The following is a 24798-nucleotide window of genomic DNA, read 5'->3' on the forward strand; positions in this document are numbered from 1 at the left end:
TACTGGCAGGGTCTGAGATAAGCAGCAATCATTAGGAGTAAAATCTTGGAAAGAGTCTGGCTTAAACACTATCCGGAAGACGTCCCGGCGGATATCAATCCTGACACCTACGCCTCTATGGCAGAGATGCTGGAAAATGCGGTATCCCGCTTTGCGGACCAGCCAGCGTTCATTAATATGGGCGAGGTAATGACGTACCGGAAACTGGAAGAGCGCAGCCGTGCTTTTGCCGCCTATCTGCAAAACGGACTGGGGCTGAAAAAAGGGGACAGGGTCGCCCTGATGATGCCAAACTTACTGCAATACCCTATCGCGATGTTCGGGGTTTTGCGGGCAGGGATGATTGTTGTCAATGTGAATCCGCTCTATACACCAAGAGAGTTAGAACATCAGTTAAATGACAGCGGCTGCGCCGCGATAGTCATTGTATCCAATTTTGCACACACGCTTGAAAAAATTGTATTTAACACACAAATTCGCCACGTTATCTTAACCCGCATGGGGGATCAGCTCTCCCGTCCCAAAGCGACGCTGGTGGATTTTGTCGTCAAATATATTAAACGGCTGGTACCGAAATATAACCTGCCGGATGCCATCTCTTTTCGCCGGGCTATCTATCAGGGCTACCGCATGCAGTATGTCAAACCGGACATTCACCGGGAAGACCTTGCTTTTTTACAATACACCGGCGGAACAACCGGCGTTGCCAAAGGGGCGATGCTGACGCACCGTAATATGCTGGCGAATCTGGAACAGGCGCGTGCCGCCTACATTCCTGAACTGAGTGTCGGAAAAGAACTGATTGTGACGGCGTTGCCGCTGTATCACGTTTTTGCCCTGACTGTAAATTGTCTGCTATTTCTTGAAACAGGCGGACGCAACCTGTTAATTACGAACCCGCGTGACGTCAGCGGCACCATAAAAGAACTGGGTAAATACCCGTTTACGGCGATAACCGGGGTAAATACATTATTCAATGTATGGGTCAATGATCCTGAGTTCCGCAAACTGGATTTCTCCACACTGAACCTTTCTGTCGGCGGGGGCATGCCGGTGCAGAAAGCTGTGGCTGAGCGCTGGGAAGCCCTGACCGGCAAGCACCTGCTGGAAGGTTACGGACTGACAGAGTGCTCACCGCTGGTTGCCGGTAATCCGCATAATCTGAAAAGTTACAGCGGCAGTATTGGTTTTCCTGTTCCGTCCACGGATATCCGTCTGGTTGATGATGACGGTAATGATATGCCGGAAGGCCAGCCGGGTGAACTGTGGGTCAGTGGTCCGCAGGTTATGAAAGGGTATTGGAATCGTCCGGATGCCACTGCTGAAGTGTTAAAAGATGGCTGGGTGGCAACCGGGGATATCGCACAGTTTGATGAAAACGGTTTTCTGCATATTGTTGATCGCAAAAAAGATATGATACTGGTGTCCGGGTTTAATGTTTACCCGAATGAAGTTGAAGAGGCGGTTGTATTGCATCCGGGGGTACTGGAGTGTGCAGCCATTGGTGTGGAGAGCGAAAGCTCCGGCGAAACCGTCAAAGTGTTTATTGTCCGCAAAGATCCCTCACTGACAGAAGATGAGCTGCGTTCACATTGCCGTCGTTATCTGACTGGTTATAAAGTACCGAAAATCATTGAATTTCGTGATGAATTACCAAAATCCAATGTCGGTAAAATTTTACGCCGCGAATTACGTAACGAAGAAAAACAAAAAACACAGGCTCAGCCGGTTGCATGACACCCCGTCCGGTTGCAAAATAATAACGTCGGTAGTTACCGGCGTTATTGCTGTATATTGAATTAGTATAATTTGTTGAGTTATCTTGTTTCTATACTCTGAATAATTCAGTATGCATGTAGGCGACAAGTTCAGTCCGCCGGGGAGCATAGGTAAACTATGTGACCCGGCGGGCTGAGCGTAGTCAACGACCAGGCATCCTGAAGTATGACGAGTATAATCATTTATTAATCACGTCGTTTAAGACTAAGAGAAGTTGTTTTGAATCATCAGTTGATTACCAGCGATACGCAGCTTGCTGCATTCTGTGAACAGGTTGCAGGCAAGCCATTTCTTGCTCTGGATACCGAATTTATCCGTATCCGGACATACTACCCGCATCTTGGTCTGGTTCAGCTTTATGACGGGGAACACCTTGCACTTGTCGATCCGCTGGGCATCACGGACTGGGCGCCATTGCAGCAACTGCTTACCGCACCGGATATGGTGAAATATCTGCATGCCGGCAGCGAAGATATTGAGGTTTTCCTCAACAGCCTGAACTGTGTACCGCACCCTATGGTGGATACACAAATTCTGGCGGCGTTTGTCGGTCATCCGCTGTCCTGCGGATTTGCATCACTGGTGGAAACCTATCTGGGTACCGCACTGGATAAAAGTGAGTCCCGCACGGACTGGCTGGCACGTCCGCTGACAGCAAGACAGTGTGAATACGCTGCGGCAGATGTGTATTATCTGCTGCCGCTGGCAGAAATACTGACAGAAAAGGTACAGGAAGCGGGCTGTACGCAGGCAGCACAGGAAGAGTGCGCCCTGATGGTACAACGGCGGATTAAACAGGCAGATCCGTCTGAGGTCTATAAAGAGTTCAGCGGGGCAGGATTATTGCGTCCGCAACAGTTAGCCTGTTTACAGAAACTGGCTAAGTGGCGGCTTGAGCAGGCTCGTGAGCGGGATATGGCTGTCAATTTTGTTGTCAGGGAAGAGCACCTGTGGAAAGTGGCGCGTTATATGCCGGCATCACTGAGTGAACTGGACGGGTTAGATTTTACCGGGCAGGAGATCCGCTGCCACGGCAAACGGGTGCTGGCAATTGTGGATGAGTGCCGTGATTTGGATGACAGCGAATGTCCGCCACCGGTGGAAAATGTGTCCGATCATCCGTTATACCGTAAAACATTCAAGGCGATTAAAGCCCGCGTTACAACGCTGAGTGAAACGGAACAATTTAGTCCGGAGTTACTGGCATCGCGCCGTCAGATTAATCAATACCTGAATAAAGTATGGGATTGTAAAGCACAGCAGGGCAAACCGGAGCTGCTCAGCGGCTGGCGTAAACCACTGCTTGAAACACTACTGGCAGAAACGGTTGATGAAATTCAGTCATTATCAGGCCGCGCACCGGATGCATAAAACAGAAAAGGCACAGTGAGTTACCCCACTGTGCCGTCACTTAGTATCACGCCGTTGTAATGACGGCAGTGCTACTCTTTTTTAGTTATTTCGTCGCCTTCAGGCAGGGTAACATTCAGCTCAAGAACTGAAATATCATCACCTTTCTGCTCAAACTGCACTGATAACATCTCCGGGTCCACCTGAACATATTTACAGATAACAGCCAGTAAATCGCGTTTCAGTTCCGGAAGATAATTCGGTTCAGAGTCACCGCGGCGACGCTCTGCAACAATGATTTGCAAGCGTTCTTTTGCAATATTTGCTGTCGGTTTTTTTCGCGACAGGAAGAAGTCTAACAGCGCCATGGTTTACCCCCCGAATAAGCGTTTTAAGAAACTTTTTTTCTCTTCCTCAATAAATCGGAATGGACGATCTTCACCCAAAATCCGGGCAACTGCATCGTCATAAGCTTTCCCCGCATCTGATTCCTGATCCAGAATAACCGGCTCACCCTGGTTGGATGCACGCAGAACAGACTGATCTTCCGGAATAACCCCGATAAGCGGGATACACAGGATTTCCAGTACGTCTTCCATACTCAGCATATCACCACGATTGACCCGTCCCGGATTGTAGCGGGTCAGCAGCAGATGTTCTTTAATCGGATCCTGACCTCTTTCCGCACGACGGGATTTAGAGGATAAAATCCCGAGAATACGGTCAGAGTCGCGGACAGATGAAACTTCAGGGTTGGTGGTAATAATGGCTTCATCAGCGAAATAAAGCGCCATCAGTGCGCCGCTTTCAATCCCTGCCGGTGAGTCGCAGATAATAAAATCAAAGTCCATCTCACCTAATTCGTTCAGTACTTTCTCGACCCCTTCGCGGGTCAGTGCATCTTTGTCACGGGTTTGTGACGCGGGCAGAATAAATAAATTATCTGTCCGTTTATCTTTAATCAGTGCCTGGTTCAGTGTGGCATCGCCCTGAATAACGTTCACGAAGTCATACACAACGCGACGCTCGCAGCCCATGATTAAATCAAGGTTACGTAAACCGATGTCAAAATCGATAACAACGGTTTTATTTCCTTTCTGGGCAAGGCCGGTCGCTATGGCCGCGCTGGAAGTGGTTTTGCCTACGCCACCTTTACCTGAAGTAACAACTAAAATGCGTGCCATGGAATTATTCCTTGTTAAAGGTCTATATTAGATTGTTGATAGTGAGTTCATTATTAACCAGACTTAATTTGACGGCTTTCCCGGTAAACTCCGCCGGGATTTGATCGCTCAGCCAATATTGTCCGGCAATAGAAATCAGTTCCGCATGCAGGTGAGAACAGAAAATCCGGCACTCTGTATCACCAGCAGCGCCTGCCAGCACACGTCCGCGCATCAGGCCATAAATATGAATATTGCCGTCTGCGATAAGCTCCGCACCTGCGCTGACATTAGCGGTCACAATCAGGTCACTGTTAGGCGCATAAATTCGTTGTCCGGAACGGACAGGAACGGTGATCAGTTTAGATTTTTGCGTATCCGGTGAAGGGACCGGTGCGGTTGCCTGCTCTGACACATCCGGCTCAGCCGTAACGGGTCGGGCACTTTTCCCTTCACTGAGAAGCGGAATGCCGCTGCGGATAGCCGCTTTGCGCATTTTTTCATTCTGACAGCCGCTGATCCCGACAACAGACAGACCGGCCTCAGCCACTGCCCGGCAGATGATTTTCAGGTTTGCACCGGATGAAATCTGACTGACATTCAGGACAACAGGCGCATTTTGGAAAAAAGCGGGCGCCTGCCCGACTTTCTCGCGGACTGCCTGTTCAATAATCTGAGGATCCTCATTATTTAAATGAAGAACCGAAAGCGTAAAGTTACTGCCTTTTAACTCAATTGGCGATGATGACATCTGTCCGACTCAATGTAATTAAACGGCCCGGTATTCAGCCATACACAAATGACACGGCTGAGACACAATGCCGGGTGACGATATTATCAAAAACAATAGCATGTTATAGTTACTGCCATTTTCAAGCAAGTCACGATTTGATTTATACGGGATAATTCCAATGTTGTGTGCAATTTACAGAAGTCCTAACCGCGATCATACCTATCTTTATATTGAAAAAAGAGACGACTTTTCACGCGTACCTGACGAATTGCTGAAAAGATTCGGCACACCGGCATTCAGCATGCTGATTAACCTGGCAAATCGCGACAAACTGGCAAATGCAGATATTGAGAAAGTAAAACAGGCATTAACCGAATCCGGTTATTATCTTCAATTCCCGCCACCGGCGGAAAATTTATTAAAGGAATACCGGGATTTATTTGATATCCAGGATAAATCTGAATAATTATGTCTGCCAAACAGAAAGAAAGGATATCGTTATGCGCCTGACATTATTGTCTTCCGTTATTATTGCTGTATCTCTTACTGCATGCAGCGCATCTCAGCCACCGGTATCGCAGTCCAAAGGATTGATTGCACCAGCACCGGCAGTAAAATCTGTCGCGCCGCGCCTGTCTGTCAGCGATTTGCAGCGTGATTTTCCTGTGGATTCCCGGACTGCGGAGCAATTTCCTGCTTATGCGGAACAATTAAAAGAGATAGCGCGTCAGGAAGGCATTAAAGAAGCGACATTGACCCGTGCTTTTGAGAATTTTCATTTTATCGAACGTGTTATAACGTCTGATAAAAACCAGCCTGAGAAGAAAGTCACACTCGATGATTACCTGAACCGCCGGGTTACCAGCGGTGCCATCAGTACCGCAGTGAAACAATATGATGCGAATACCGCCATTCTTGACCGTATCAGTCAGAATTATGGTGTACCGCAGGAATATATTGTTGCGTTATGGGGGCTGGAAAGTGGCTTCGGGCGTTATCAGGGCAAGGAGGATGTGATTTCTGCGCTGGCGACACTGGCTTATGAAGGCCGCCGTGAAGAGATGTTTGTAAAACAATTTATCGCGGCATTGCAGATTATTGATAACGGGCATATTCCGGCTGATCAGCAACTGAAAGGCTCCTGGGCGGGGGCAATGGGACAGAATCAGTTTATGCCGACCAGCTACCTGACTTATGCGGTTGATGGTGATGGCGACGGCATTGTTGATATCTGGAAAAATAAAGCCGATGTTTTTGCCTCCACTGCGAATTATCTGGCGACAGAAGGCTGGGTAAAAGGGCTGCCGTGGGGTTATGAAATTACATTACCGGCAGAGTTTGACCGCTCAATTGAAGGCACGAAGACAGCACAGAGTAAAACATTGGCACAGTGGAAAGCACTGGGTGTGATTCTTCCGGCTCAGGCAAACCTTCCTGATAACATTCCGTTGTGGCTGGTTGTGCCGGACGATAATCAGGGGCGTGTATATCTGGTTACACAGAACTTTATCACTATCATGCACTGGAACCGCTCGTATTTCTTTGCGCTCAGTGTTTCGCTGATGGCGGATAATATCGGAGCACGGATCCGGTAAAATAATCAGTATAAAAAATTAAGGGGTAAAACTATGTATCAGCATCGTGACTGGCAGGGCGCTCTCCTGGACTTTCCTGCAGGTAAAGTGGTCTGTGTGGGGCTTAATTATGCGAAACATGTCGCAGAGATGAAATCTCAGACAGCAGCAGAACCCCTTCTTTTTATTAAACCGGAAACGGCTCTGTGTGATTTACGCCAGCCCGTCGCTATCCCGAAAGAGTTTGGTGAAGTGCATCATGAAACTGAATTGGCAGTGCTGATTGGTGCACCGCTGAAACAGGCAAATGAAGATCGCTGCGCCCGTGCAATTGCCGGGTTTGGTATCGCGCTTGATTTAACCCTGCGGGATGTTCAGAGCAAACTGAAAGCAGCCGGACAGCCGTGGGAAAAGAGCAAAGCTTTTGATGGCTCAGCGCCGGTATCCGGTTTTATTCCGGTTAATGAATTTCCTGACCCGCAAAATGTCACGCTGAGCCTCACCGTCAATGGTGAATTACGCCAGCAGGGCAATACCCGAGATATGCTGACGCCAATTGTGCCGCTGATAAGCTATATGTCCCGTTATTTCACCCTGCGTCCCGGTGATATTATTCTGACGGGAACCCCTGAAGGTGTCGGGCCGCTGGTGTCCGGCGATATGCTGAAAATGGCAGTTAATGATTATATGCTGACAACCTGGGTAATCTGATGGTTGTCACGGTAAAAGATAAAAAATAAAAAGATATAAGAAGGAAATATAAAATGTCTCAACCATTCTGGACGGTGAAAACCCTCGATGAAATGAGTGATGAAGAGTGGGAATCATTGTGTGATGGCTGCGGACAGTGTTGTTTGCAGAAACTGATGGACGCGGACACAGATGAAATCTATTTCACTGATGTTGCCTGTAACCAGCTGGATATTAAAAGTTGCAAGTGCCGCCATTATGAAGACCGGTTCCGTTATGAGCCGGATTGCATAAAACTGACGCGGGAAAACCTGCTGACATTTGACGCCTGGCTGCCGTTAACCTGCGCCTATCGCCGGATTTCGGAAGGGAATTCATTATTACCCTGGCATCCGTTAATCAGCGGATCAAAATCCCTGATGCACCAAAACGGTATTACTGCGCGCCATATTGCGGTGCCGGAAAGTGTGGTTCAGAACTGGGAAGATCATATTTTGAATAAGCCCGAGAGTGGGTTGTAATAAATAAAAATAAATCACATCCGGAGTCTCTCACTATATTACTGTGAGACTTTTGGTGTGGCCATTTTTTTTAGTTATCATCATTACCTTTACTTTTAAATTTATTATAATAATCTATTGCATAATATATGAAATAACCAGTAGCGAGAGGGGTGGCAACTATCATGATAATTACCAGGTAAATAGAGCCATGGTCGGTTATCCTTCCCTCATTAATGATTTTGAATGTCTTCTCTGAAAAATAATGGCGGATTAAATCATCACTCGTTTTTTTTGTAAATGGAAATAAAAGCATAGATATAGCTATGTAAATAATGAGCGTCAGATTACTTGTTTCTTTACTAACTGAGTAAATAATCATACCGAATATAATGATGCTGAGTATCGATTTAGCTAAAAAATCACGGCTCCGGATAAATATCCGCACAGGATGTGATTTTTTTCTTTTAAGAATCAGTTGTTTTCGTCGGTTTTCCTTTGTATACCGGCTGCCATTTCTGCTCATTAAACATCCTGTTAACCGCTATCGATTGTTTTTTCATCAAATAGGGATAAATTAGTCAATAGCCTGAATACTCACATATTATTCTTAATAATTATTCAGCATTAAAATAAATTTCTCTGTATCCCATTCTTTAATATCAGAAACCTGACCATCACCAATTTCAATCAGGCGCAGTTTACCCGCTGTATTTTCTGCAATATCAACAGAGAAAAAAGGTGTGTTTATTTTATCTGCAATGTCATACACAATGTGCGGGATATGACTATCCGCTGAATATACCTTTTTGTTAAGAACAAAATACCGTCGCTCAGTATTTTCAATAAAATATTCAATATGACGCAGACAGATGCCGCCTTCAATTTCTCCGCGATAATGAGTAATTAGTTTAATTATTTCCCGTATCTCATCTGCATTTTCGGCGATCGACCCCCGGCTTGTTGTCAGTGATTTTACATAATCTTTAACAAAATATGCGGGCCATTGAAGGTCGCAGATTAATTCATCAAAATTTGCATTGGCTGATGTGATAACGGTTTCAGGTGTGAATTTCCTGCAACACTCATACCAGCCGGTAATATGATGATTACTGATGTAATTATCAGCGGAACTCAGCATTGTGCCGCCGTGCAATGCAATCACCCGGTGTAATTGCTGATACTCTTCAGTATTCAGCATCCATCCGCGCCAGATAACAGGGATATCAGATTTGAATGCACCGGAAAATTGATATTTTCCCGTTACTGCACTTTCCGGATGAAGTAACAGGCAGGGGATTTTTTTCTTTTGAGCGAAATAATATTCCTCTTCAAACATTTCATCCGGAAGTGTAGCGTTTGAATAGTTACCAGGGTATATGATTTGCATTTTAGCCAATATAGTTAATGGTGAAAAAGAATAGTTACGTTATATCTGGAGCATGTTTAATGAAGAGTAAACAAATATTGAAAATAATGTTTATACCCTTATTCATTCAAACTGCAGGTTCGTTGGCGGAACGAGGATAGCCGGGTCACATACTTATGTATGCTCCCCGTCTAACTTCCCTTGCCGCTTTCCTGCATCTTGAATGACGTTGGGTATATTATTATGGATAACAAATACATCAAACGTTAATTATTCGATGTATTTATTATTTTTTGATATTAATTTACAACCCGATATTTCACAAACTTACTTTGTACTGACCACCGCAATATACCGCAGACGATCGCGGTTCTGCCGGAAATGGCGGAACATCTGCAAAAACTGCAGTCGATTTTCTTTTTTCAGCGCATTGCGGATTATTTTCAGTGTACCGACAACACCTTCATCGTGCAGCATGCCTTTCGGGGTCATCAGTGTCATCGCGCCTTCAGAGCGGATCACATCACAGAACCCGGTATTGCGGAACAGTGCAAGCCAGTCATCACTGAGCATCGGCTGTGCTTTTACATGGATTGCCGCCTGCATTTCCTGTGTGACACACTCTTCCTCACGCGGGGTGGTCAGGGCGATATCATGTGTCAGCAGACGTCCGCCCGGTTTCAGTACCCGCAGATATTCCTGTAACAGACGCGCTTTGGCTTTATCGGCATACATGGTCAGCATCGCTTCATTAATGACCACATCAAAATGGTTGTCCGGAAACGGCAGTTTTGAGGCATCGGCTTCCTGCACAGTGACCAGATGGGATAATCCATTTTGCAGAATATTTTTCCGCGCATTGGCAAGTGCCTGTTTATCCATATCAATACCGGTGATATGACACTGAAAACGCTGTGCAATTTCAATGGCTGTTGTGCCCATATTGCAGGCAATTTCCAGTACACGGCTGTCTGATTGCAGCCCGCTGTGTGACAGCAGCCATTCGGTGGCAATTCGCCCGCCGGGACGCAGGCGCTTTTTACCTAACCGCGCGAGGAATTTGTGTCCGGCTTCATGGCCTGTGTGTGAGCTTTCCATCAGTTTATCCTATTTGGTTTCCGGTTCACGTAACATCACCAGCAGCATTTTTGCCTGCTCCGGCGCATCTACGGCATGAGGAATATTGGCAGGCATGCGGATGATTTCACCCGGTCTGGCTGTCACCGGAACACCCGCGATAGTCAGGGTAAGGCTGCCTTCCGCCACCATAACAATGGCGTCAAACGGCGCACTGTGTTCAGACAGGGCCTGACCTTTATCAAAGGCAAACAGGGTGATGTTTCCACCGCCGTTTTTTGCCAGCACGCGGCTGGAAATGCCTTGTTCAGTATAGTTCACGAGATCGGCGATAATCAGGGCTTGTGCCGGGGTGATAGTGTTGTCGCTCATAATAAGTGTCCTTATATACCCTTATTCATTCAAACTGCAGGTTCGTTGGCTACGCTCAGCCCGCCGGGTCACATACTGATGTATGCTCCCCGGCAGTCGGAGCTTGCCGCCTTCCTGCATTCTGAATGACGTTGGGCATAGTTAAATGTTGTTGTTACTGTTAGCGGAACAGCGGGATAACCCCGCAGGTCTGCCGGTTCTGAGATGCCACCTGCGTGACTGCCACAGGAATTTGGTACATTTTTTCAAGGTTTTCAGCGGTAAGCATACTGTTGCTGTCGCCGAACTGCGCCTGTGTGCCGCTGAATAAAAGTAATGAATAATCCGCAATATGCAGGGCATGCTGCGGGTAATGGCTGGTGAATAAAATCGTTTTTCCGCGCTCTGCCGCCAGCATTTTCAGCACGGACAGCACGGTATCCTGATTGGCTAAATCGAGAGCAGAGGTTGGTTCGTCGAGGATCAGTATCTCCGGCTCTCCTGCCAGCGCGCGGGCGATCATCACCATCTGTTTTTCGCCGCCGCTGAGCAGGCTGAACGGTTTATCTGCAAGCCGGGTTAATCCGAGGTCGGCGAGCGCCTGATCAGTAATGTCATGGTCGTGGCGGGAAGGTGAGGCATACCAGGGCAGGTGTCGCACACGTCCCAGGCTGACCATGGTGCGGACGGAGTAATTAAACAGCGCACCACTGAGTTGCGGTACATAAGCTGCCGGCGCATTCAGTTTTACTTTGCCGGTTGCCCCTTTTTGCAGTGACAGCAGCAAACGCAGCAGTGTGGTTTTTCCGCGCCCGTTCGGGCCGAGAATAGCGGCGACAGAGCCCTGCGGCTGACTAAATGTTAATTTATCAAACAGCGGGCGCTGCCCGGTGTGATAGCTGAGCTGACTAACGCGGATCATAAATCAGCTACCTTTTTATTCATGGAGTGAATGAGCAGAGCAAAAATAGGTGCGCCGATCAGAGCGGTTATCACACTCAGCGGGATTTCAGCGCTGGTCATGCTGCGGGCGAGGGTATCGACGGCGATCAGATAAATAGCACCGGTCAGTGCACTGGCAGGCAGAAGCACGCGATGATCGTGCCCGCTTATCAGGCGTGCAATGTGCGGGATAATCAGACCGACCCAGCCGATAGTGCCGGAAACGGCGACAGTGGCGCTGGTAATTAATGTCACGCAAATCAGCACTGTCCAGCGGGTTGCGGTGACCGGCAATCCCAGCGCCTGTGCGTTTTCTTCACCGAGCGAGAGCACGTTGATACGAAAACGCAGGGCAAAAATAATTCCTCCCGCGATAACAACAACAGGAAATAATACGCTGACTTTCAGATACGTGGCGGTCGCAAAACTGCCCATCAACCAGAAGACAATGGTTTGCAGGGTATTATTCGGATCAGCAAAATAGGTGATCAGTGAAATAAGTGCGGCAAAAAAAGCATTGATAATGACACCGGCGAGGATCAGCATCAGCAGGCTGCTGCCGTGGCGGTTTAATCCCAGCAAAAACACCAGCACAATAGCGAGAAGTCCGCCGAGAAAGGCAAAACCGATCGTAATAAAGAGGGATGAAAAGAGCAGCAGAGCCAGTGCTCCGCCGAGTGCCGCCCCGGAGGATACCCCGATGATCTGCGGGCCGACCAGCGGGTTACGGAAGATCCCCTGCAATGCAGCTCCGGCGACAGCCAGCCCGGCACCGGCAAGTCCGGCGATCAGGATGCGCGGCAGGCGGACATACAGCACCACATTTTCGGCAGTACGGCTGTAATCACTGCTGGTATTACGTCCGATCAGAGTGTCGGACACGATCTGCACTACTGTGGTGAAAGAGACATAATAGCGCCCGGCACAGAGGGCGGTAAGTACCGTGGCAAGCAACAGGATGGTGAGCAGGATCCAATGATTACGCATCAGATTTCCCCATCAGTGTCAGGTAATCGCGTCCGGATCGGTTAAGATCAAATTGCAGAATGCGGTCGATCTCTTGTTCACTAAGTGTGTAATGATAAATCTGCTGATAGCGCAGGCGGATCTCATCACGTAACGGGAATGTGGCAGATTCGGGGTGAAATATCTGCGCCAGCCACTGCCAGTAAAGCGGTGTTTCCTGATTGGGGGCGTCCCAGATAAAGCCGCCGATCGGCAGTTTGTAGACACGTTTATTTTTGACCGCAGTGACATCACTGAGCATCGGGTTGTTATAAATATCAGATGGCGCAAGTCCGGCTTCAAAGTTACCCAGCAGAATAATGTCCGGGTTCCATACCAGGATCTGCTCAATATTCAGGGTGCGTGGACCGGTCAGGTCGCGGTTTAGACTGATGCCCCCGGCAAGGGCAAAATCCGCATTATTATGCGATGCCGCGCCAAAGGTCTGAATACTTTGTTTAAAGTGAGAGAGATAGAGTACGCGGGGTTGTTCTGATTCCGGGATGGCAGCGACACTGTTTTCCAGTTGTGCAATAACCTCATTACGCCAGGCAATAAGCCCGGCGACTTTATCATTTCTGCCGAGGGTTTTACCCATCAGCGTCAGCCATTCCTGTGTATAGGCTTCTTTGCCGTAATCCAGCGTTGCAACGGTCAGACCGGCGTTACGCATCGGCGCAATAATATCGTCACCCCGGTGTCCCCATTGCCAGACTAAATCCGGCTGAACAGAGAGCAGGGCTTCAACATTAGGCGCGAAATCATTACCAACCATATCACTGCGCACAGATAATACATCCGGAAACATCACACCGAGCATGCCCTCGCGGGCGGCAACACCGGCAAACGGATGCATACCGACCAGTTTGCGGCTGCTTTCATCAATCCCCGCCAACATGGAAGCGGCGGGAATAGGGATCACGACAATGCGCTCTGCCGGTGCGGTTAACTGAATGGGTTGCTGTGACATATCTGTAAAGCTTACCGCGCCGTCAGATGCGGCATACGCGGCGGTGCAGATGAACAGCAGAGCAGGTGTCAGCTTAAAAACATTAATGATCATAAGGTTATCCTGGAGTTATTTTTAATAATTAAATTGATAATGCGATTTATTATCATTTATAATCGTATCCATTCTAGGCGGCACTGAGAGGAAAGCCCTATGACATTTGTCAAAAATACCGTTTACCCTGCGCGGCAAATGGCGATCCTCCGATCATGCCCGCTGTTTCAGGCAGTGCCGGATGAATCTCTGCCGTTGGTGCTGGCAAACAGTAGCTATCTTGCGTTTACGTCAGGAGAATTGATTAACCGCGAGGGTGAGTTGGTAAAAGCATGCCCGCTTATTATTTCCGGACAAATAGATGTGTTCCGCCATACCTGGTCTGGTGAAGAGAAAGTATTCGGCATGTTTACGGCGGGGGAGCTGGTGGCGATTGCGGCGATATTTATGCCGCACAACCGGTATCCGATGAGTCTGCGGGCGCGGACAGACGGGGAGGCGCTGTTACTGGATAAATCCGCAATTTTACAACTGTGCCATGCAAGTCCTGCAATCATGGCGCAGTTGCTCTCCCGTTTCAGCCTTAAATTGTATGAAAATATCAATCATATTGACTGGCTGACGTCGAGTTCGGCAGAGCAGAGGCTGGCAGCGTATCTGCTGGATCTGAAACGGTGTCAGCAATCTGACTGTGTTATTTTGCCGTTATCACGCGGGCAGTTGGCGACAAAGCTGGGTGTGCGTTATGAAACTCTGAGCCGGTTATTTTCCGGCTGGCGGCAGAAAGCCTTTATCGGGATAGATAAAGATGCGGTGCAGATAACAAATGAATCCTATCTGACAGAGCTGGCAACGCCATCACAGCGCCCGTTCTGATATTTTCTGACAGAAGTGCGGATAATCAAAAGCTATATACTCTAAATAATTCGGGATGCCTGTAGGCGACAAACGAAGACAGACGGGGAGCATACATTAGTATGTGACCCGTCTGGCTGAGTGCAGTCAACACCCGTGCATGCTGAAGTATGACGAGTATAAATCAGAAATTATAGGTAACCCCACCATTAACACTAAACCCCATACCCGGGAAAAGCGTGCTGTCTTTGGCGGTAACAGAGCGGTTTGCCACAGATGTCGTCGCGTAATGCTCATTGGTCAGGTTATCCAGGGACATATAGAGTGACCAACTGTCCGCAGGCTGATAGCTGCCTCTCAGACCCAGTACGGCATAATGTTTGCGTTTCTGAATATCAAGATGGTTTTCGTGATCGACGGCCATGTCAGTCGGCGCCCAGTGAATATTCGGACCAAAACGCCAGTTACCTGTGCGGTACATCACTTCGGCTGAAACCATATTACGCGGGATCCCCGCAATATAGTTGCCGTTGTATTCGCCACCCATAAAGCGGAAATCATTCCATGTCCAGGCGAGTTTATATTCCACATCACCGGGTCCTGCCGGAATAGCACCGTTCAGTCCGGCTTCCAGCCCCTGATGACGGGTTTTGGCAGCATAGTTAAAGACGCCGGTGATATTGCCTTCGGTATCATACGTGGTGATGTACTCATCTTTGATGATGCTGCGGTACAGCGCCACATTCCATTTCAGTTGTTCCGTGAAGTCACCGTCACCGCCGATTTCAAATGTAATGCCTTTCTGCGGATCGAGTTTTGTCAGTTTGCCGTCTGATGAATTGATTATCTCATGGAAGGTGGCGGGCTCCTGACTGGCGCTGATGTTGGCAAACCAGCGTTGGTTATCAGCCGGATGCCAGATAACCCCGGCTTTTGGTGTCCAGAATGTCCAGCTCTGATCCAGCGTATCGGTACCGCTGCGTTTTTCAACATCACGGCGGGCGTGAGTGGCTTTTATATCCAGGTTCAGTGTCAGTTCCGGGGTCAGGTGAATACCGGTACCGGCGGAAGCATAGATATTATCTGCACGGCCATCAAATTTTCCGATAAGGGTTTTATCCATCGACGTACCGCGCCGATTCTGCATCAGGTTGGTATCCAGCCCCATATGATCTGCCGCCAGTGCTGCGCGCCAGGTGGCCGGGTCTGTTTCCATCTGCCAGGTCAGTTGCGCACCTTCACTGTGGCTCTGACTGAAGCGGTAGTAAGCCGGGGTGGTAAAATTATCATGTGTGCGGATATACCAGATCCCGCCACTGATGTGCTGATTATCCATCTGCCAGTCTGTGCGGTTGGCAACCCGGAGTTGTTCAACATTGCGGTGCGGGTCGCGCAGCCAGACCATTGGATAGACTTCAGTCGGATCACTGTCCAGCACGGCTTCAGAAACCGGGCCCGCCACATCAAAGCGCAGATCAGTCCAGCTCAGCCAGGTCCGGTTTTCAACATCATCCCCGACATAACCGAAATTAGTGCGCACGGTTTTGCGCTGTGAAGATGAATGTTTGCGGTAGCCGTCAAAATGGTCGTAAGTGAAATTGATGCGTCCGTCGAATTTGCCGTCATCAGAGACACCACCAAAGGCAGTTTGCAGACCCTCGCGTCCGTAAGAGCCGTATTCATAGCGCAGCCGTCCCTGTTCGTCGCGTCCGGTATAGGAGATAAGATCCAGCTCGCCGCCCAGAGTGTTACTTTGCGGATTAAGGCTGTTTGCGCCGCGCCGGACACTGATCATCCGGGCATCCCGCATTTCCAGGGTGCTGATATGGAAACTGCCGTCCGCATCTGTCACCGGCAGTCCGTCCTGCATCAGTAAAATGCCACGTGCCAGCGGGGCGCTCTGCACACCGGAGCCACGGATATTCAGGCGGGGCTGATCAATACCGCCGAAAAAATTTTGCACCAGCACGCCGGGCTGATAATCAAGCGCATCATGCAGCGTGGCAAGGCGCGTATCTTTTTCAACGACCACCAGATTTGTGCCGCCGGCGACACTCTCCAGTTTCTCTTTTTCCTGTTGTACACCGGGTGCCGTCGTGTTCTGGCGCGCAGCGGTGACGATAAGAGTATCCGCCGGGGTATTATCTGTGACGGCAGCATGAACAACAGCTGCCGGTGCGGCGGTACTGAGTGTAAGCGCAAGACAGTGTGTCAGCCTGCGGCGGTTTTTTATTATCTGCATTATCCCTGACCTCGTTATGGAAATGATTCTCATTTTTATTTGAGGGCATAACATAGTGCAGGGAAGGCGTGTCATCCTATGACATTTGTCAAAAATGGCGGATATACCCTTATTCATTCAAACTGCAGGTTCGTTGGCCACGCTCAGCCAGCCGGGTCACATACTGATGTATGCTCCCCGGCAGTCGGAGCTTGCCGCCTGCCTGCATTCTGAATGACGTTGGGTATAAGGGTTATTTCAGCCCCAGGCGGCGTGCCAGCCGGTGCAGATTTCCGGCATCAATTCCCAGCGCGCGGGCGGTTGCCGCCCAGCTGTTATCACAGCGGGTAAGTGTGTCGCGGATAAGCGCGGTCTGAAAAGTATCAGTTGCACTGCGCAGATCCTGGTTTGTCATGTCAGGCGTTGTCTCAGGCTCCGGCGTTTGTGGTGCATTTCCCGATTCAAAATGATGAGGTAACAGAAGGATTTCATCACTGCCGCCGGTTGCACGGGCGAGGACAATCGCGCGGTGAATGGCATGCTCCAGTTCCCGCACATTGCCCGGCCAGTGGTAATGCAGCAATGCGGAACGCAGCGCCGGGCTTATCACGACCTGCGGCAGATTAAATGTCAGGCGGTAGCGCTCACAGAAATAGCCGGTCAGCAACAGAACATCCTCTTCCCGGTCACGCAGCGGCGGCACCTGAAGCGGGAAAATGCTCAGCCGGTGAAACAGATCCGCGCGAAAATTTCCGGCGGCAACTTCTGCCCGTAAATCGCGGTTGGTTGCCGCCAGCACGCGTACATTCACCCGCAGCGGGCGATCATCACCCACGCGCTGAATATCACCGTACTGCAATACCCGCAGTAATTTTGCCTGTAATGCAGGGGAAAGCTCGCCGATTTCATCCAGAAACAGGGTGCCGTTATCCGCCATTTCAAATTTTCCGCTGCGGTTACTGATAGCGCCGGTAAATGCGCCTTTTACATGACCGAACAGTTCACTTTCCGCGACCGTTTCGGGCAATGCGGCACAGTTGAGATAAACCAGCGGGTTTTCCCGGCGGGCAGATAACTCATGGATGGATTGCACCACCAGCTCTTTCCCGGTTCCGGTTTCGCCGCTGATCAGAACATTCATCTCAGCGCCCGCGACAATGGCAATTTCTTTCTTTAACTGCAACATGCAGGCAGAAAGCCCGATAATATCGGTTTTTCCGGCCTGTGTTCCTGTGGCGATACCGGCGGACGGGCTGAATGCCAGTTGCTGGCTCTCCAGCTGACCAATCAGTAGCGCATTATTTAATGCCCCGGCGGTAAGGGCGGCGATCAGGCGCAATTCTTCGTCACTGAAATCATCAAACTGATCCGGCAACAGACCATCAAGGGTCAGTGCGCCGATAAGATTTTGCCCGGCAAACAGCGGCAGCCCGACACAGGCATGGACTTTCAGATGAATATGATCAGGGATCAGCCCGTCGTAAGGGTCGGGTAAATGGCTGTCCGCCGGGAAACGGACAATATCCCCGGCGCGGGCAATGGCTTCCAGACGGGGATGTGCATCCAGGGCAAAGCGGCGACCCAAAACATCCTGAGACAGCCCGTCTATCGCCAGCGGGATAAACTGATGCGGCTCATAGCGCAACAGGGCGGCAGCATCACATTTCAGCACGTGGCGCAGGGTGGCGATCAACCGCTGAAAGCGATCCCTGTGACCAATATCCCGCTGCAGTGCAATAGCAATACCGGTTAGTACCTCAACTGAAAATCCCATGCTTTCCTCCGCTGTCAATATGACAACACAATGTCATATTGACAATGAAATAGACAGTCATTTTGACAGCGATTTCTTATATAAAATTTAAAATATGTTTAAAATCAATGTAATAAAAGTTGGCACGCAAATTGATTATCTCTGTACAACGAAGCATAAAAACAGAAGGTAAAAATCAAATGGCTATTCATGTAAAAAACAATGTTCACTGGGTCGGACAACGTGACTGGGAAGTGCGTGATTTTCACGGGACAGAATATAAAACATTGCTGGGCAGCAGCTATAACAGTTATCTCATCCGTGAAGAAAAAAATGTGCTGATTGATACGGTCGATCATAAATTCAGCCGGGAGTTTGTGCAGCATCTGCAAACACAAATCAACCTCAATGACATTGATTACATTGTGATTAACCATGCGGAAGAAGATCACGCCGGTGCGCTGACTGAGCTGATGAGCCACATTCCGGACACGCCGATTTACTGTACTGAAAATGCGATTGATTCCATTAACGGGCATCACCACCACCCTGAATGGAATTTCAATGTGGTAAAAACCGGAGACACACTGGATATCGGCAACGGTAAGCAACTGATTTTTGTGGAAACTCCGATGCTGCACTGGCCGGACAGTATGATGTCTTATCTGACCGGTGACGCGATTTTATTCAGTAATGATGCCTTTGGTCAGCACTATTGTGATGAGCGACTGTTTAATGATGAAGTGGATCAGACTGAGCTGTTTGAGCAGTGTCAGCGCTATTATGCCAATATCCTGACGCCGTTCAGCCGTCTGGTTACGCCGAAAATCACTGAAATTCTGGGATTTAATCTGCCGGTGGATATGATTGCCACGTCACACGGCGTGGTATGGCGTGATAATCCGACACAAATTGTGGAGCTGTATCTGAAATGGGCGGCAGATTATCAGGAAGACCGCGTCACTATTTTTTACGACACTATGTCTAATAATACCCGGATGATGGCAGATGCTATCGCACAGGGTATTAATGAAACTGACCCGAATGTGATGGTGAAAATCTTTAATGTCGCCCGCAGTGATAAAAACGACATTATTACCAATGTGTTCCGTTCAAAAGGTGTGCTGGCGGGTTCATCCACCATGAATAATGTGATGATGCCGAAAGTGGCAGCGATACTTGAAGAACTGACCGGGCTGCGCTTTCGTAACAAAAAAGCGGCGGCATTCGGCAGTTACGGCTGGAACGGCGGTGCGGTTGACCGCGTACAGACCCGTCTGATGGATGCCGGGTTTGAAACCTCCATTGCACTGAAAGCCAAATGGCGTCCGGATATGGATACGCTGGAAGTTTGTCGTCAGTACGGGCGTGACGTGGCACGGCAGTGGGCTACTGATACATTACCTGCGGTGACAAGACCGGCAGTACCAAAACCGGCACCGGTTGCGGCAACATCACCGGTTGTACCGGCGGGAAATGACACCGCCAATGATACAGACAATAAAATTACAAGTGACACCGTCACTAACTCTGTCACTAAACCGGCGGAGCAAAATTTGGGTCCGTGCATGCAGTGTAGTGTCTGCCAGTGGATATACGATCCGCTGAAAGGTGAGCCGCTACAGGGTGTTGAACCGGGTACACCATGGTCTTGTGTGCCGGACGATTTCCTGTGCCCTGAATGTTCTCTCGGTAAAGATGTTTTTGATGTTCTGGCATCGGAGGCGGCATGAGTGCAGGCATTGTGATTATTGGCGGGGGTTTTGCTGCCCGCCAACTGGTGAAAAATATCCGCAAATCTGACAGTCAGGTACCGGTTAGCGTTATTTCAGCGGACAGTATTGATGAATATAACAAACCTGATCTGAGCCATGTAATAAGTCAGAACCAGAGCGCGGAAGATCTCACACGGCAGTCAGCAGATGAATTTGCGCAGCAATTTAATGTGCAGCTGTTTCCGCATACCCGGATCAGTGGAATTGATGCGCAGCAGCATAGTGTCAGCAGCCATAATCAGCAATGGAATTATGACAAACTGGTGCTGGCGACCGGAGCAACACCTTACCGCCCTCAGGTTGACGGTTCCTCTCTGATGTTGACACTGAACAGCCGTGAAGAGTATCAGGCGCATGAGGCGCAGATCCGGCAGGCACAGCGGGTGTTGATTTTGGGCAGCGGGCTCATCGGCACTGAACTGGCAATGGATTTCTGCCGTGCCGGTAAAATAGTCACCCTGGCGGATATGGCGGGCAGCATTTTATCATCCCTGATGCCGGCAGAACTCAGCAGCCGTTTGCAGCATTCACTGGCGCAGGCCGGGGTCCGGGTACTGAACCGGGCACAATTACAATCACTGACATCAGAAGCAGACGGAATTTGCGCCGTATTTGACCATGACTGTGTGACCCGTGCAGATGTGGTGATCGCCGCCACCGGTCTGCAACCGAATATCAGTCTGGCAAACATGGCGGGACTGGACACCCGGCGCGGTATTGTGGTTGACCGGACATTGCGGACTTCTCATCCGGATATTTACGCGCTGGGGGATTGTGCCGAAATCGACGGGCAGGTACTGCAATTTCTGCAACCCATTATGCTCAGCGCCGTCAGGCTGGCAAAGAATCTGACCGGTGAACAGGGAACACTGGTTCTGCCGCCGATGCTTATCCGGATAAAAACCCCTGATATGCCGGTTCAGCTGGCAGGGAATTTACATCATCCTGATCTGCAATGGACGATTGATATCAGCAGCACAGGAATGACAGCAAAAGGGCATGATTCCACCGGAAACCTGCATGCATTTGCGGTAACAGAGTCCCGGCTGAGCGATGCGTTTACCTTACTGCGCCAGTTACCGCAGCATTGATATACCCTTATTCACTCAAACTGCAGGTTCGTTGGCGGCGTGAAGCCAGCCGGGTCATATGCTCCCCGGCTATCTTCCCTTGCCGCCTGCCTGCATCTTGAATGACGTTGGGTATAACTGCCTTATTTATATAAAACAAACATATAAAACAAACTGAATTTCGGGGCAAAAAATGACATTACGTGAAAAAACATTAGGCGAACTCGCACTCTCAATTAATGGCGCATCAGCCGTTTTCCGCCGTTATGACCTGGATTTTTGCTGCGGGGGTAAACGGACACTGGAAAAATCCGCAGAAAAGAAAGCATTAAATATTGATGAAATAGAGCAGGCTCTGCTTGCCCTGAAAGATGACGCACTGGTTCAGGATTGGCGGACTGCACCGCTGAGCGACATTATTGCGTTTATCGTCAGTCGTTATCATGATCGCCACCGCGCACAACTGCCGGAGCTGATTTTACAGGCGGAGAAAGTAGAGCGGGTGCATGCCGCGAAAGCCAGTGTACCAAAAGGGCTGACCCGGCAACTGACCGCACTGCATAACGAGCTGACCGGTCACATGATGAAAGAGGAGCAGGTTTTGTTTCCGCTGATTTGTAATGGCATGGGACAGCAGGCGGCCGGGCCCATTCAGGTGATGGAAGCAGAGCATGATGATGCAGGTGATATTGTGGAAGTGATTAAATTTATCACTAAAAATGTCACGCCACCGGAAGATGCCTGCACGACCTGGCGGGTACTGTATAACGGAATCAATACGTTTATCGATGATTTAATGGAACATATCAGCCTGGAGAATAATTTATTATTCCCGCGTGCACTGGCAGGCAAATAATAAATCACTTTATTTCCCGGCAGAGAAAATGGTCTCTGGCGGGATTTTTTTTATAAAAAAAATCAGCGCAATATACTCTCAGTCAGATACCGTGTCATGGCGGAACAGGGCAATATAGCGCCCGCCTTGTTGCTCAGTTTGCTGTTTATCATCCTCATTCCAGCCATAATTTATGGCATGGCTGACCGCGCCGGATTCACAGGTTGTAATAATCAGTGCAGCAGCAGGTTTTGCGGAGACAACTGACAGGACATGTGCCAATTCTGTTAATTCATCGCGGGTAAATAGCACAGGCGAAAAGCCGGCATCCATCTTCTCTGCGGCGGTTTGTAACCGCTGTAACAGTGTCGTCGGGGTATCTGTCATTATCGGTATAATCCTTTAGTGTAAGCATCCTGTTTTCATTAATGTTGTTGCATATAGTTAAGTATATTTAATCATGTATACCCTTATTCATTCAAACCGCAGGTTTGTTGGCGGAACGACGCCAGCAGGAGCTTGCCGCCTTCCTGCAACTTGAATGACGTTGGGTATATGACGGTATCATTTTGCCGGCGGTCAGACCACCAGGTGAAATCTGACTGTCTGTTGTTATCTTCTGATATAGCGGATATTGCATTACGGTAACCAATTTAATACCCGGGAAACAGAAACATCATACAGCAAAAAAAAAGACACCCTAGGGTGTCTGATAGTATTTGTATTAATTTATTTATTATTAGCGTGGAACGGGCGTAATCATATATGAAAATAAAACTGCCATATTATTATTGTATTTGCTGTTGTGTATATCTTTGCCTGTATTAACGATAGCTTAGTGTGACGATGTACTTATCCGGATCTGTCGGCAGCGGCATTACCTTAGTTTCACCAATGTGGTCAGGAAGTAATGTGCCTTTGAAATTATTCCCGGCCTGCATTTTACCATTATAGGGTTCTGTCTGACCTGAGCGGTGACACTCGGTGTTAATATTGCCACCTGAAATATTATAAGAACAAGGTGATTCAACCAGCGCGCCCCGGAATGATATGGTACCACCTTGCTGGTCTTGTGTTTCGCTGTGTGCAACAAAAGACAGTGCAATGCCTGCCACTAAAACTAAACGGGTTAACTTAGACATATTTTTTACTCTCTATTATTCGATACTAACCGAAGGTTCTCTTTTTAGTTAATGAGATACTCTTCGTTTAATAACATCACGAATGGTATTTAAAGTTAATTGCGGTATCTGGTTGCTGCGTCTTACTTCATGGCGAAGATAATACATCAATAAATATAAACGAAAACATAACAAATAAAGAGATGCGACAGAAAAAACAATCTACTATTTGTTACTGTTTTATTTAGGATTGGTTTATTAAGTGTGATTTATAATGTAGTCATAAAAGCAAAAAATACATTACTCAATATCTATATCCTGCCTGCCCCGTTTCGGGACTTTTTTTTATATAAAATAAATCCACCGTCATATTGACGGATTAAACAGAGATTAACGTGATCATTGCAATACAGATGCTTTGGTTATCGTCACAGAGTATATGCAGAAACTCAGCGGATGACTGAACAAATATTAGCACCAAAAATGAGTACGGGCAAAATTAAGATAAAACCTATGTAGTTAAGCTAAGTTTATGTTTATTAATTTACTTTATAAGTAAAGACCCGGAGGCAGAGATGAAAACTCCGGGATAATTTGTAACAAACTACATAATGATCACTGATTATGTAACACAAGATTGCAGGATGTTTCATTGCTATGCAGCTGAGTAATATTGTTCAGCGTAGTTTCACTTATGCTCAGCAGCGCTTCTTCTGTCAGAAATGCCTGATGACCGGTAAACAGCACATTGTGGCAGGAGGAGAGGCGGCGGAAAACATCATCCTGAATGACATCATTTGACTTATCTTCAAAGAATAAATCACGCTCATTCTCATAGACATCCATACCCAGCGCCCCGATTTTCTGTTGCTTGAGTGCATCAATTGCTGCTGCTGAGTCAATTAACGCACCACGGCTGGTATTGATTATCATCACGCCGTCTTTCATCTTATTAAAGACCTGCTTATCCAGCAGGTGATGATTTTCCGGGGTCAGCGGGCAGTGGAGTGAGATAACATCAGCGTTAGCAAATAACGTATCCAGATCCACATACTCCGCGCCCAAATCCAGCGCTGCCTGGTTAGGATAAGGATCTGACACCAGCAGCCGCATCCCGAATCCTTTTAAAATCCGCAGCAGCGCAAGACCAATCTTACCTGTACCTATAACGCCGGCTGTGCGGTTATGCATATTAAAGCCGGTCAGACCTTCGAGTGAAAAGTTAGCATCCCGGGTGCGCTGGTAAGCGCGGTGAATGCGGCGGTTCAGGCTCAGCATCATACCAACGGCATGTTCGGCAACCGCTTCCGGTGAATAGGCGGGTACACGGACAACCTGTATACCCAGTTCCTGTGCGGCGGCAAGGTCAACATTATTAAACCCGGCACAGCGCAGCGCCAGGATACGGATATCGAGGTCAGCCAGTTCCTGCAATACGTCACGGTTAGCGTCATCATTAACAAAAATACAGACCGCATCAGCACCCACGGCGTTCTTGGCAGTTTGTTGTGTCAGCGGAAAATCAAAATATTCGATATCATACTGAAAACGCGGATCCTGATTCACCAAATCCATGTGTTTGCGGTCGTAATGTTTGGTACTGTAACTGACAATTTTCATCCGGGACTCCTC

Annotated in this window: 25 protein-coding genes; 10 read left to right on the top strand and 15 right to left on the bottom strand. The window is 48.5% G+C overall.

The features are described 5' to 3' along the window. Positions 1-45: 45 nt before the first annotated feature. Both fadD and rnd read left to right on the top strand, forming a co-directional pair. Positions 46-1737, top strand: coding sequence for a long-chain-fatty-acid--CoA ligase FadD (gene fadD, locus ACMHKJ_RS01715; RefSeq protein WP_413491745.1), 1692 nt, complete (start codon positions 46-48; stop codon positions 1735-1737). 261 nt (positions 1738-1998) lie between these two features. After that, entirely contained in the window at positions 1999-3150 is a 1152-nt protein-coding gene (rnd, locus tag ACMHKJ_RS01720) for a ribonuclease D (RefSeq protein WP_413491747.1), read from the top strand. Positions 3151-3221: 71 nt separating this feature from the next. Here the strand turns inward: rnd and minE are convergent, their stop codons facing one another. The 3 genes from minE to minC are packed head-to-tail and all read right to left on the bottom strand — an operon-like array spanning position 3222 to position 5043. After that, positions 3222-3497 (bottom strand): cell division topological specificity factor MinE, encoded by a 276-nt coding sequence (gene minE / locus ACMHKJ_RS01725; protein ID WP_067362572.1) that lies wholly within the window; start codon positions 3495-3497, stop codon positions 3222-3224. A gap of 3 nt (positions 3498-3500) precedes the next feature. Then, positions 3501-4313, bottom strand: a complete 813-nt coding sequence (gene minD / locus ACMHKJ_RS01730) for a septum site-determining protein MinD (RefSeq protein ID WP_067362569.1) — start codon at positions 4311-4313, stop codon at positions 3501-3503. A 22-nt stretch (positions 4314-4335) separates the two neighbouring features. Next, on the bottom strand, positions 4336-5043 hold the full coding sequence (minC, locus tag ACMHKJ_RS01735) for a septum site-determining protein MinC (protein ID WP_413491748.1): 708 nt from the start codon (positions 5041-5043) through the stop codon (positions 4336-4338). Positions 5044-5203: 160 nt separating this feature from the next. Here minC and ACMHKJ_RS01740 point away from each other — a divergent pair, with 160 nt between their 5' ends. The 4 genes from ACMHKJ_RS01740 to ACMHKJ_RS01755 are packed head-to-tail and all read left to right on the top strand — an operon-like array spanning position 5204 to position 7810. After that, positions 5204-5491, top strand: a complete 288-nt coding sequence (locus tag ACMHKJ_RS01740; protein WP_413491749.1) for a YcgL domain-containing protein — start codon at positions 5204-5206, stop codon at positions 5489-5491. A 34-nt stretch (positions 5492-5525) separates the two neighbouring features. Then, a complete protein-coding gene (locus ACMHKJ_RS01745; RefSeq protein ID WP_413491750.1) occupies positions 5526-6620 on the top strand; it encodes a lytic murein transglycosylase in 1095 nt (364 codons plus the stop codon). A gap of 33 nt (positions 6621-6653) precedes the next feature. Beyond that, the gene (locus tag ACMHKJ_RS01750) at positions 6654-7310 is read left to right on the top strand and encodes a fumarylacetoacetate hydrolase family protein (RefSeq protein WP_413491751.1); all 657 of its coding nucleotides are present in this window, start codon (positions 6654-6656) and stop codon (positions 7308-7310) included. Between the two features lie 53 nt (positions 7311-7363). Further along, the gene (locus ACMHKJ_RS01755) at positions 7364-7810 is read left to right on the top strand and encodes a YcgN family cysteine cluster protein (RefSeq protein WP_413491753.1); all 447 of its coding nucleotides are present in this window, start codon (positions 7364-7366) and stop codon (positions 7808-7810) included. Positions 7811-7880: 70 nt separating this feature from the next. On the opposite strand, the gene ACMHKJ_RS01760 is transcribed toward ACMHKJ_RS01755, so the two are convergent. The 7 genes from ACMHKJ_RS01760 to ACMHKJ_RS01790 form a co-directional block, all read right to left on the bottom strand. Next, entirely contained in the window at positions 7881-8315 is a 435-nt protein-coding gene (locus ACMHKJ_RS01760; RefSeq protein WP_413491754.1) for a hypothetical protein, read from the bottom strand. 84 nt (positions 8316-8399) lie between these two features. Beyond that, on the bottom strand, positions 8400-9128 hold the full coding sequence (locus ACMHKJ_RS01765; protein ID WP_413491755.1) for an ATP-grasp domain-containing protein: 729 nt from the start codon (positions 9126-9128) through the stop codon (positions 8400-8402). A gap of 357 nt (positions 9129-9485) precedes the next feature. Further along, complete coding sequence (locus ACMHKJ_RS01770) at positions 9486-10256, bottom strand: class I SAM-dependent methyltransferase (RefSeq protein WP_413491756.1); 771 nt, start codon at positions 10254-10256, stop codon at positions 9486-9488. 9 nt (positions 10257-10265) lie between these two features. Further along, entirely contained in the window at positions 10266-10607 is a 342-nt protein-coding gene (locus ACMHKJ_RS01775; protein ID WP_413491757.1) for a cupin domain-containing protein, read from the bottom strand. A 160-nt stretch (positions 10608-10767) separates the two neighbouring features. Next, positions 10768-11508, bottom strand: coding sequence for an ABC transporter ATP-binding protein (locus ACMHKJ_RS01780; protein WP_413491758.1), 741 nt, complete (start codon positions 11506-11508; stop codon positions 10768-10770). Then, positions 11505-12515 carry a FecCD family ABC transporter permease gene (locus ACMHKJ_RS01785; RefSeq protein ID WP_413491759.1) on the bottom strand — a complete coding sequence of 337 codons (1011 nt, stop codon included), beginning with the start codon at positions 12513-12515 and terminating at the stop codon, positions 11505-11507. Before ACMHKJ_RS01785 ends, ACMHKJ_RS01780 begins: the two co-directional genes overlap by 4 nt. Continuing rightward, positions 12508-13596, bottom strand: a complete 1089-nt coding sequence (locus tag ACMHKJ_RS01790) for an ABC transporter substrate-binding protein (protein WP_413491760.1) — start codon at positions 13594-13596, stop codon at positions 12508-12510. Before ACMHKJ_RS01790 ends, ACMHKJ_RS01785 begins: the two co-directional genes overlap by 8 nt. Before the next feature lie 99 nt (positions 13597-13695). Here ACMHKJ_RS01790 and ACMHKJ_RS01795 point away from each other — a divergent pair, with 99 nt between their 5' ends. Continuing rightward, a complete protein-coding gene (locus tag ACMHKJ_RS01795) occupies positions 13696-14412 on the top strand; it encodes a Crp/Fnr family transcriptional regulator (protein ID WP_413491761.1) in 717 nt (238 codons plus the stop codon). A 163-nt stretch (positions 14413-14575) separates the two neighbouring features. Here ACMHKJ_RS01795 and ACMHKJ_RS01800 read toward each other — a convergent pair whose 3' ends face one another. After that, positions 14576-16633 (bottom strand): TonB-dependent receptor family protein, encoded by a 2058-nt coding sequence (locus ACMHKJ_RS01800; protein ID WP_413491762.1) that lies wholly within the window; start codon positions 16631-16633, stop codon positions 14576-14578. A gap of 232 nt (positions 16634-16865) precedes the next feature. Next, entirely contained in the window at positions 16866-18386 is a 1521-nt protein-coding gene (norR, locus tag ACMHKJ_RS01805) for a nitric oxide reductase transcriptional regulator NorR (protein WP_413491763.1), read from the bottom strand. 179 nt (positions 18387-18565) lie between these two features. Between norR and norV the strand changes: the two genes are divergently transcribed. The 3 genes from norV (at position 18566) to ytfE (ending at position 22066) form a co-directional block, all read left to right on the top strand. Then, a complete protein-coding gene (norV, locus tag ACMHKJ_RS01810; protein WP_413491764.1) occupies positions 18566-20098 on the top strand; it encodes an anaerobic nitric oxide reductase flavorubredoxin in 1533 nt (510 codons plus the stop codon). Next, positions 20095-21231, top strand: a complete 1137-nt coding sequence (gene norW / locus ACMHKJ_RS01815) for an NADH:flavorubredoxin reductase NorW (RefSeq protein ID WP_413491765.1) — start codon at positions 20095-20097, stop codon at positions 21229-21231. Before norV ends, norW begins: the two co-directional genes overlap by 4 nt. Positions 21232-21403: 172 nt before the next feature. After that, positions 21404-22066 (top strand): iron-sulfur cluster repair protein YtfE, encoded by a 663-nt coding sequence (gene ytfE / locus ACMHKJ_RS01820; RefSeq protein WP_413491767.1) that lies wholly within the window; start codon positions 21404-21406, stop codon positions 22064-22066. A 78-nt stretch (positions 22067-22144) separates the two neighbouring features. Here the strand turns inward: ytfE and ACMHKJ_RS01825 are convergent, their stop codons facing one another. The 3 genes from ACMHKJ_RS01825 to ACMHKJ_RS01835 form a co-directional block, all read right to left on the bottom strand. After that, positions 22145-22432 carry a hypothetical protein gene (locus tag ACMHKJ_RS01825; RefSeq protein WP_413491768.1) on the bottom strand — a complete coding sequence of 96 codons (288 nt, stop codon included), beginning with the start codon at positions 22430-22432 and terminating at the stop codon, positions 22145-22147. A gap of 437 nt (positions 22433-22869) precedes the next feature. Continuing rightward, the gene (locus ACMHKJ_RS01830; protein ID WP_413491769.1) at positions 22870-23187 is read right to left on the bottom strand and encodes a hypothetical protein; all 318 of its coding nucleotides are present in this window, start codon (positions 23185-23187) and stop codon (positions 22870-22872) included. Positions 23188-23781: 594 nt separating this feature from the next. After that, complete coding sequence (locus tag ACMHKJ_RS01835; protein ID WP_413491770.1) at positions 23782-24786, bottom strand: 2-hydroxyacid dehydrogenase; 1005 nt, start codon at positions 24784-24786, stop codon at positions 23782-23784. Positions 24787-24798: the final 12 nt, after the last annotated feature.

It is taken from the genome of Morganella psychrotolerans (genome assembly GCF_965118875.1).
GTDB lineage: Bacteria > Pseudomonadota > Gammaproteobacteria > Enterobacterales > Enterobacteriaceae > Morganella > Morganella psychrotolerans_C.

Excerpts from the sequence above, each read along its gene's own strand:
- minE (WP_067362572.1), bottom strand. The coding sequence starts at position 3,497 with ATGGCGCTGTTAGACTTCTTCCTGTCGCGAAAAAAACCGACAGCAAAT.
- ACMHKJ_RS01775 (WP_413491757.1), bottom strand. The coding sequence starts at position 10,607 with ATGAGCGACAACACTATCACCCCGGCACAAGCCCTGATTATCGCCGAT.
- ACMHKJ_RS01780 (WP_413491758.1), bottom strand. The coding sequence starts at position 11,508 with ATGATCCGCGTTAGTCAGCTCAGCTATCACACCGGGCAGCGCCCGCTG.
- ACMHKJ_RS01740 (WP_413491749.1), top strand. The coding sequence starts at position 5,204 with ATGTTGTGTGCAATTTACAGAAGTCCTAACCGCGATCATACCTATCTT.
- ACMHKJ_RS01795 (WP_413491761.1), top strand. The coding sequence starts at position 13,696 with ATGACATTTGTCAAAAATACCGTTTACCCTGCGCGGCAAATGGCGATC.
- ACMHKJ_RS01790 (WP_413491760.1), bottom strand. The coding sequence starts at position 13,596 with ATGATCATTAATGTTTTTAAGCTGACACCTGCTCTGCTGTTCATCTGC.
- minD (WP_067362569.1), bottom strand. The coding sequence starts at position 4,313 with ATGGCACGCATTTTAGTTGTTACTTCAGGTAAAGGTGGCGTAGGCAAA.
- ACMHKJ_RS01825 (WP_413491768.1), bottom strand. The coding sequence starts at position 22,432 with ATGACAGATACCCCGACGACACTGTTACAGCGGTTACAAACCGCCGCA.
- ACMHKJ_RS01785 (WP_413491759.1), bottom strand. The coding sequence starts at position 12,515 with ATGCGTAATCATTGGATCCTGCTCACCATCCTGTTGCTTGCCACGGTA.
- ACMHKJ_RS01800 (WP_413491762.1), bottom strand. The coding sequence starts at position 16,633 with ATGCAGATAATAAAAAACCGCCGCAGGCTGACACACTGTCTTGCGCTT.
- minC (WP_413491748.1), bottom strand. The coding sequence starts at position 5,043 with ATGTCATCATCGCCAATTGAGTTAAAAGGCAGTAACTTTACGCTTTCG.
- ACMHKJ_RS01745 (WP_413491750.1), top strand. The coding sequence starts at position 5,526 with ATGCGCCTGACATTATTGTCTTCCGTTATTATTGCTGTATCTCTTACT.
- norV (WP_413491764.1), top strand. The coding sequence starts at position 18,566 with ATGGCTATTCATGTAAAAAACAATGTTCACTGGGTCGGACAACGTGAC.
- ytfE (WP_413491767.1), top strand. The coding sequence starts at position 21,404 with ATGACATTACGTGAAAAAACATTAGGCGAACTCGCACTCTCAATTAAT.
- ACMHKJ_RS01770 (WP_413491756.1), bottom strand. The coding sequence starts at position 10,256 with ATGGAAAGCTCACACACAGGCCATGAAGCCGGACACAAATTCCTCGCG.
- ACMHKJ_RS01830 (WP_413491769.1), bottom strand. The coding sequence starts at position 23,187 with ATGTCTAAGTTAACCCGTTTAGTTTTAGTGGCAGGCATTGCACTGTCT.
- ACMHKJ_RS01765 (WP_413491755.1), bottom strand. The coding sequence starts at position 9,128 with ATGTTTGAAGAGGAATATTATTTCGCTCAAAAGAAAAAAATCCCCTGC.
- ACMHKJ_RS01750 (WP_413491751.1), top strand. The coding sequence starts at position 6,654 with ATGTATCAGCATCGTGACTGGCAGGGCGCTCTCCTGGACTTTCCTGCA.
- ACMHKJ_RS01760 (WP_413491754.1), bottom strand. The coding sequence starts at position 8,315 with ATGAGCAGAAATGGCAGCCGGTATACAAAGGAAAACCGACGAAAACAA.
- norR (WP_413491763.1), bottom strand. The coding sequence starts at position 18,386 with ATGGGATTTTCAGTTGAGGTACTAACCGGTATTGCTATTGCACTGCAG.
- ACMHKJ_RS01755 (WP_413491753.1), top strand. The coding sequence starts at position 7,364 with ATGTCTCAACCATTCTGGACGGTGAAAACCCTCGATGAAATGAGTGAT.
- norW (WP_413491765.1), top strand. The coding sequence starts at position 20,095 with ATGAGTGCAGGCATTGTGATTATTGGCGGGGGTTTTGCTGCCCGCCAA.
- ACMHKJ_RS01835 (WP_413491770.1), bottom strand. The coding sequence starts at position 24,786 with ATGAAAATTGTCAGTTACAGTACCAAACATTACGACCGCAAACACATG.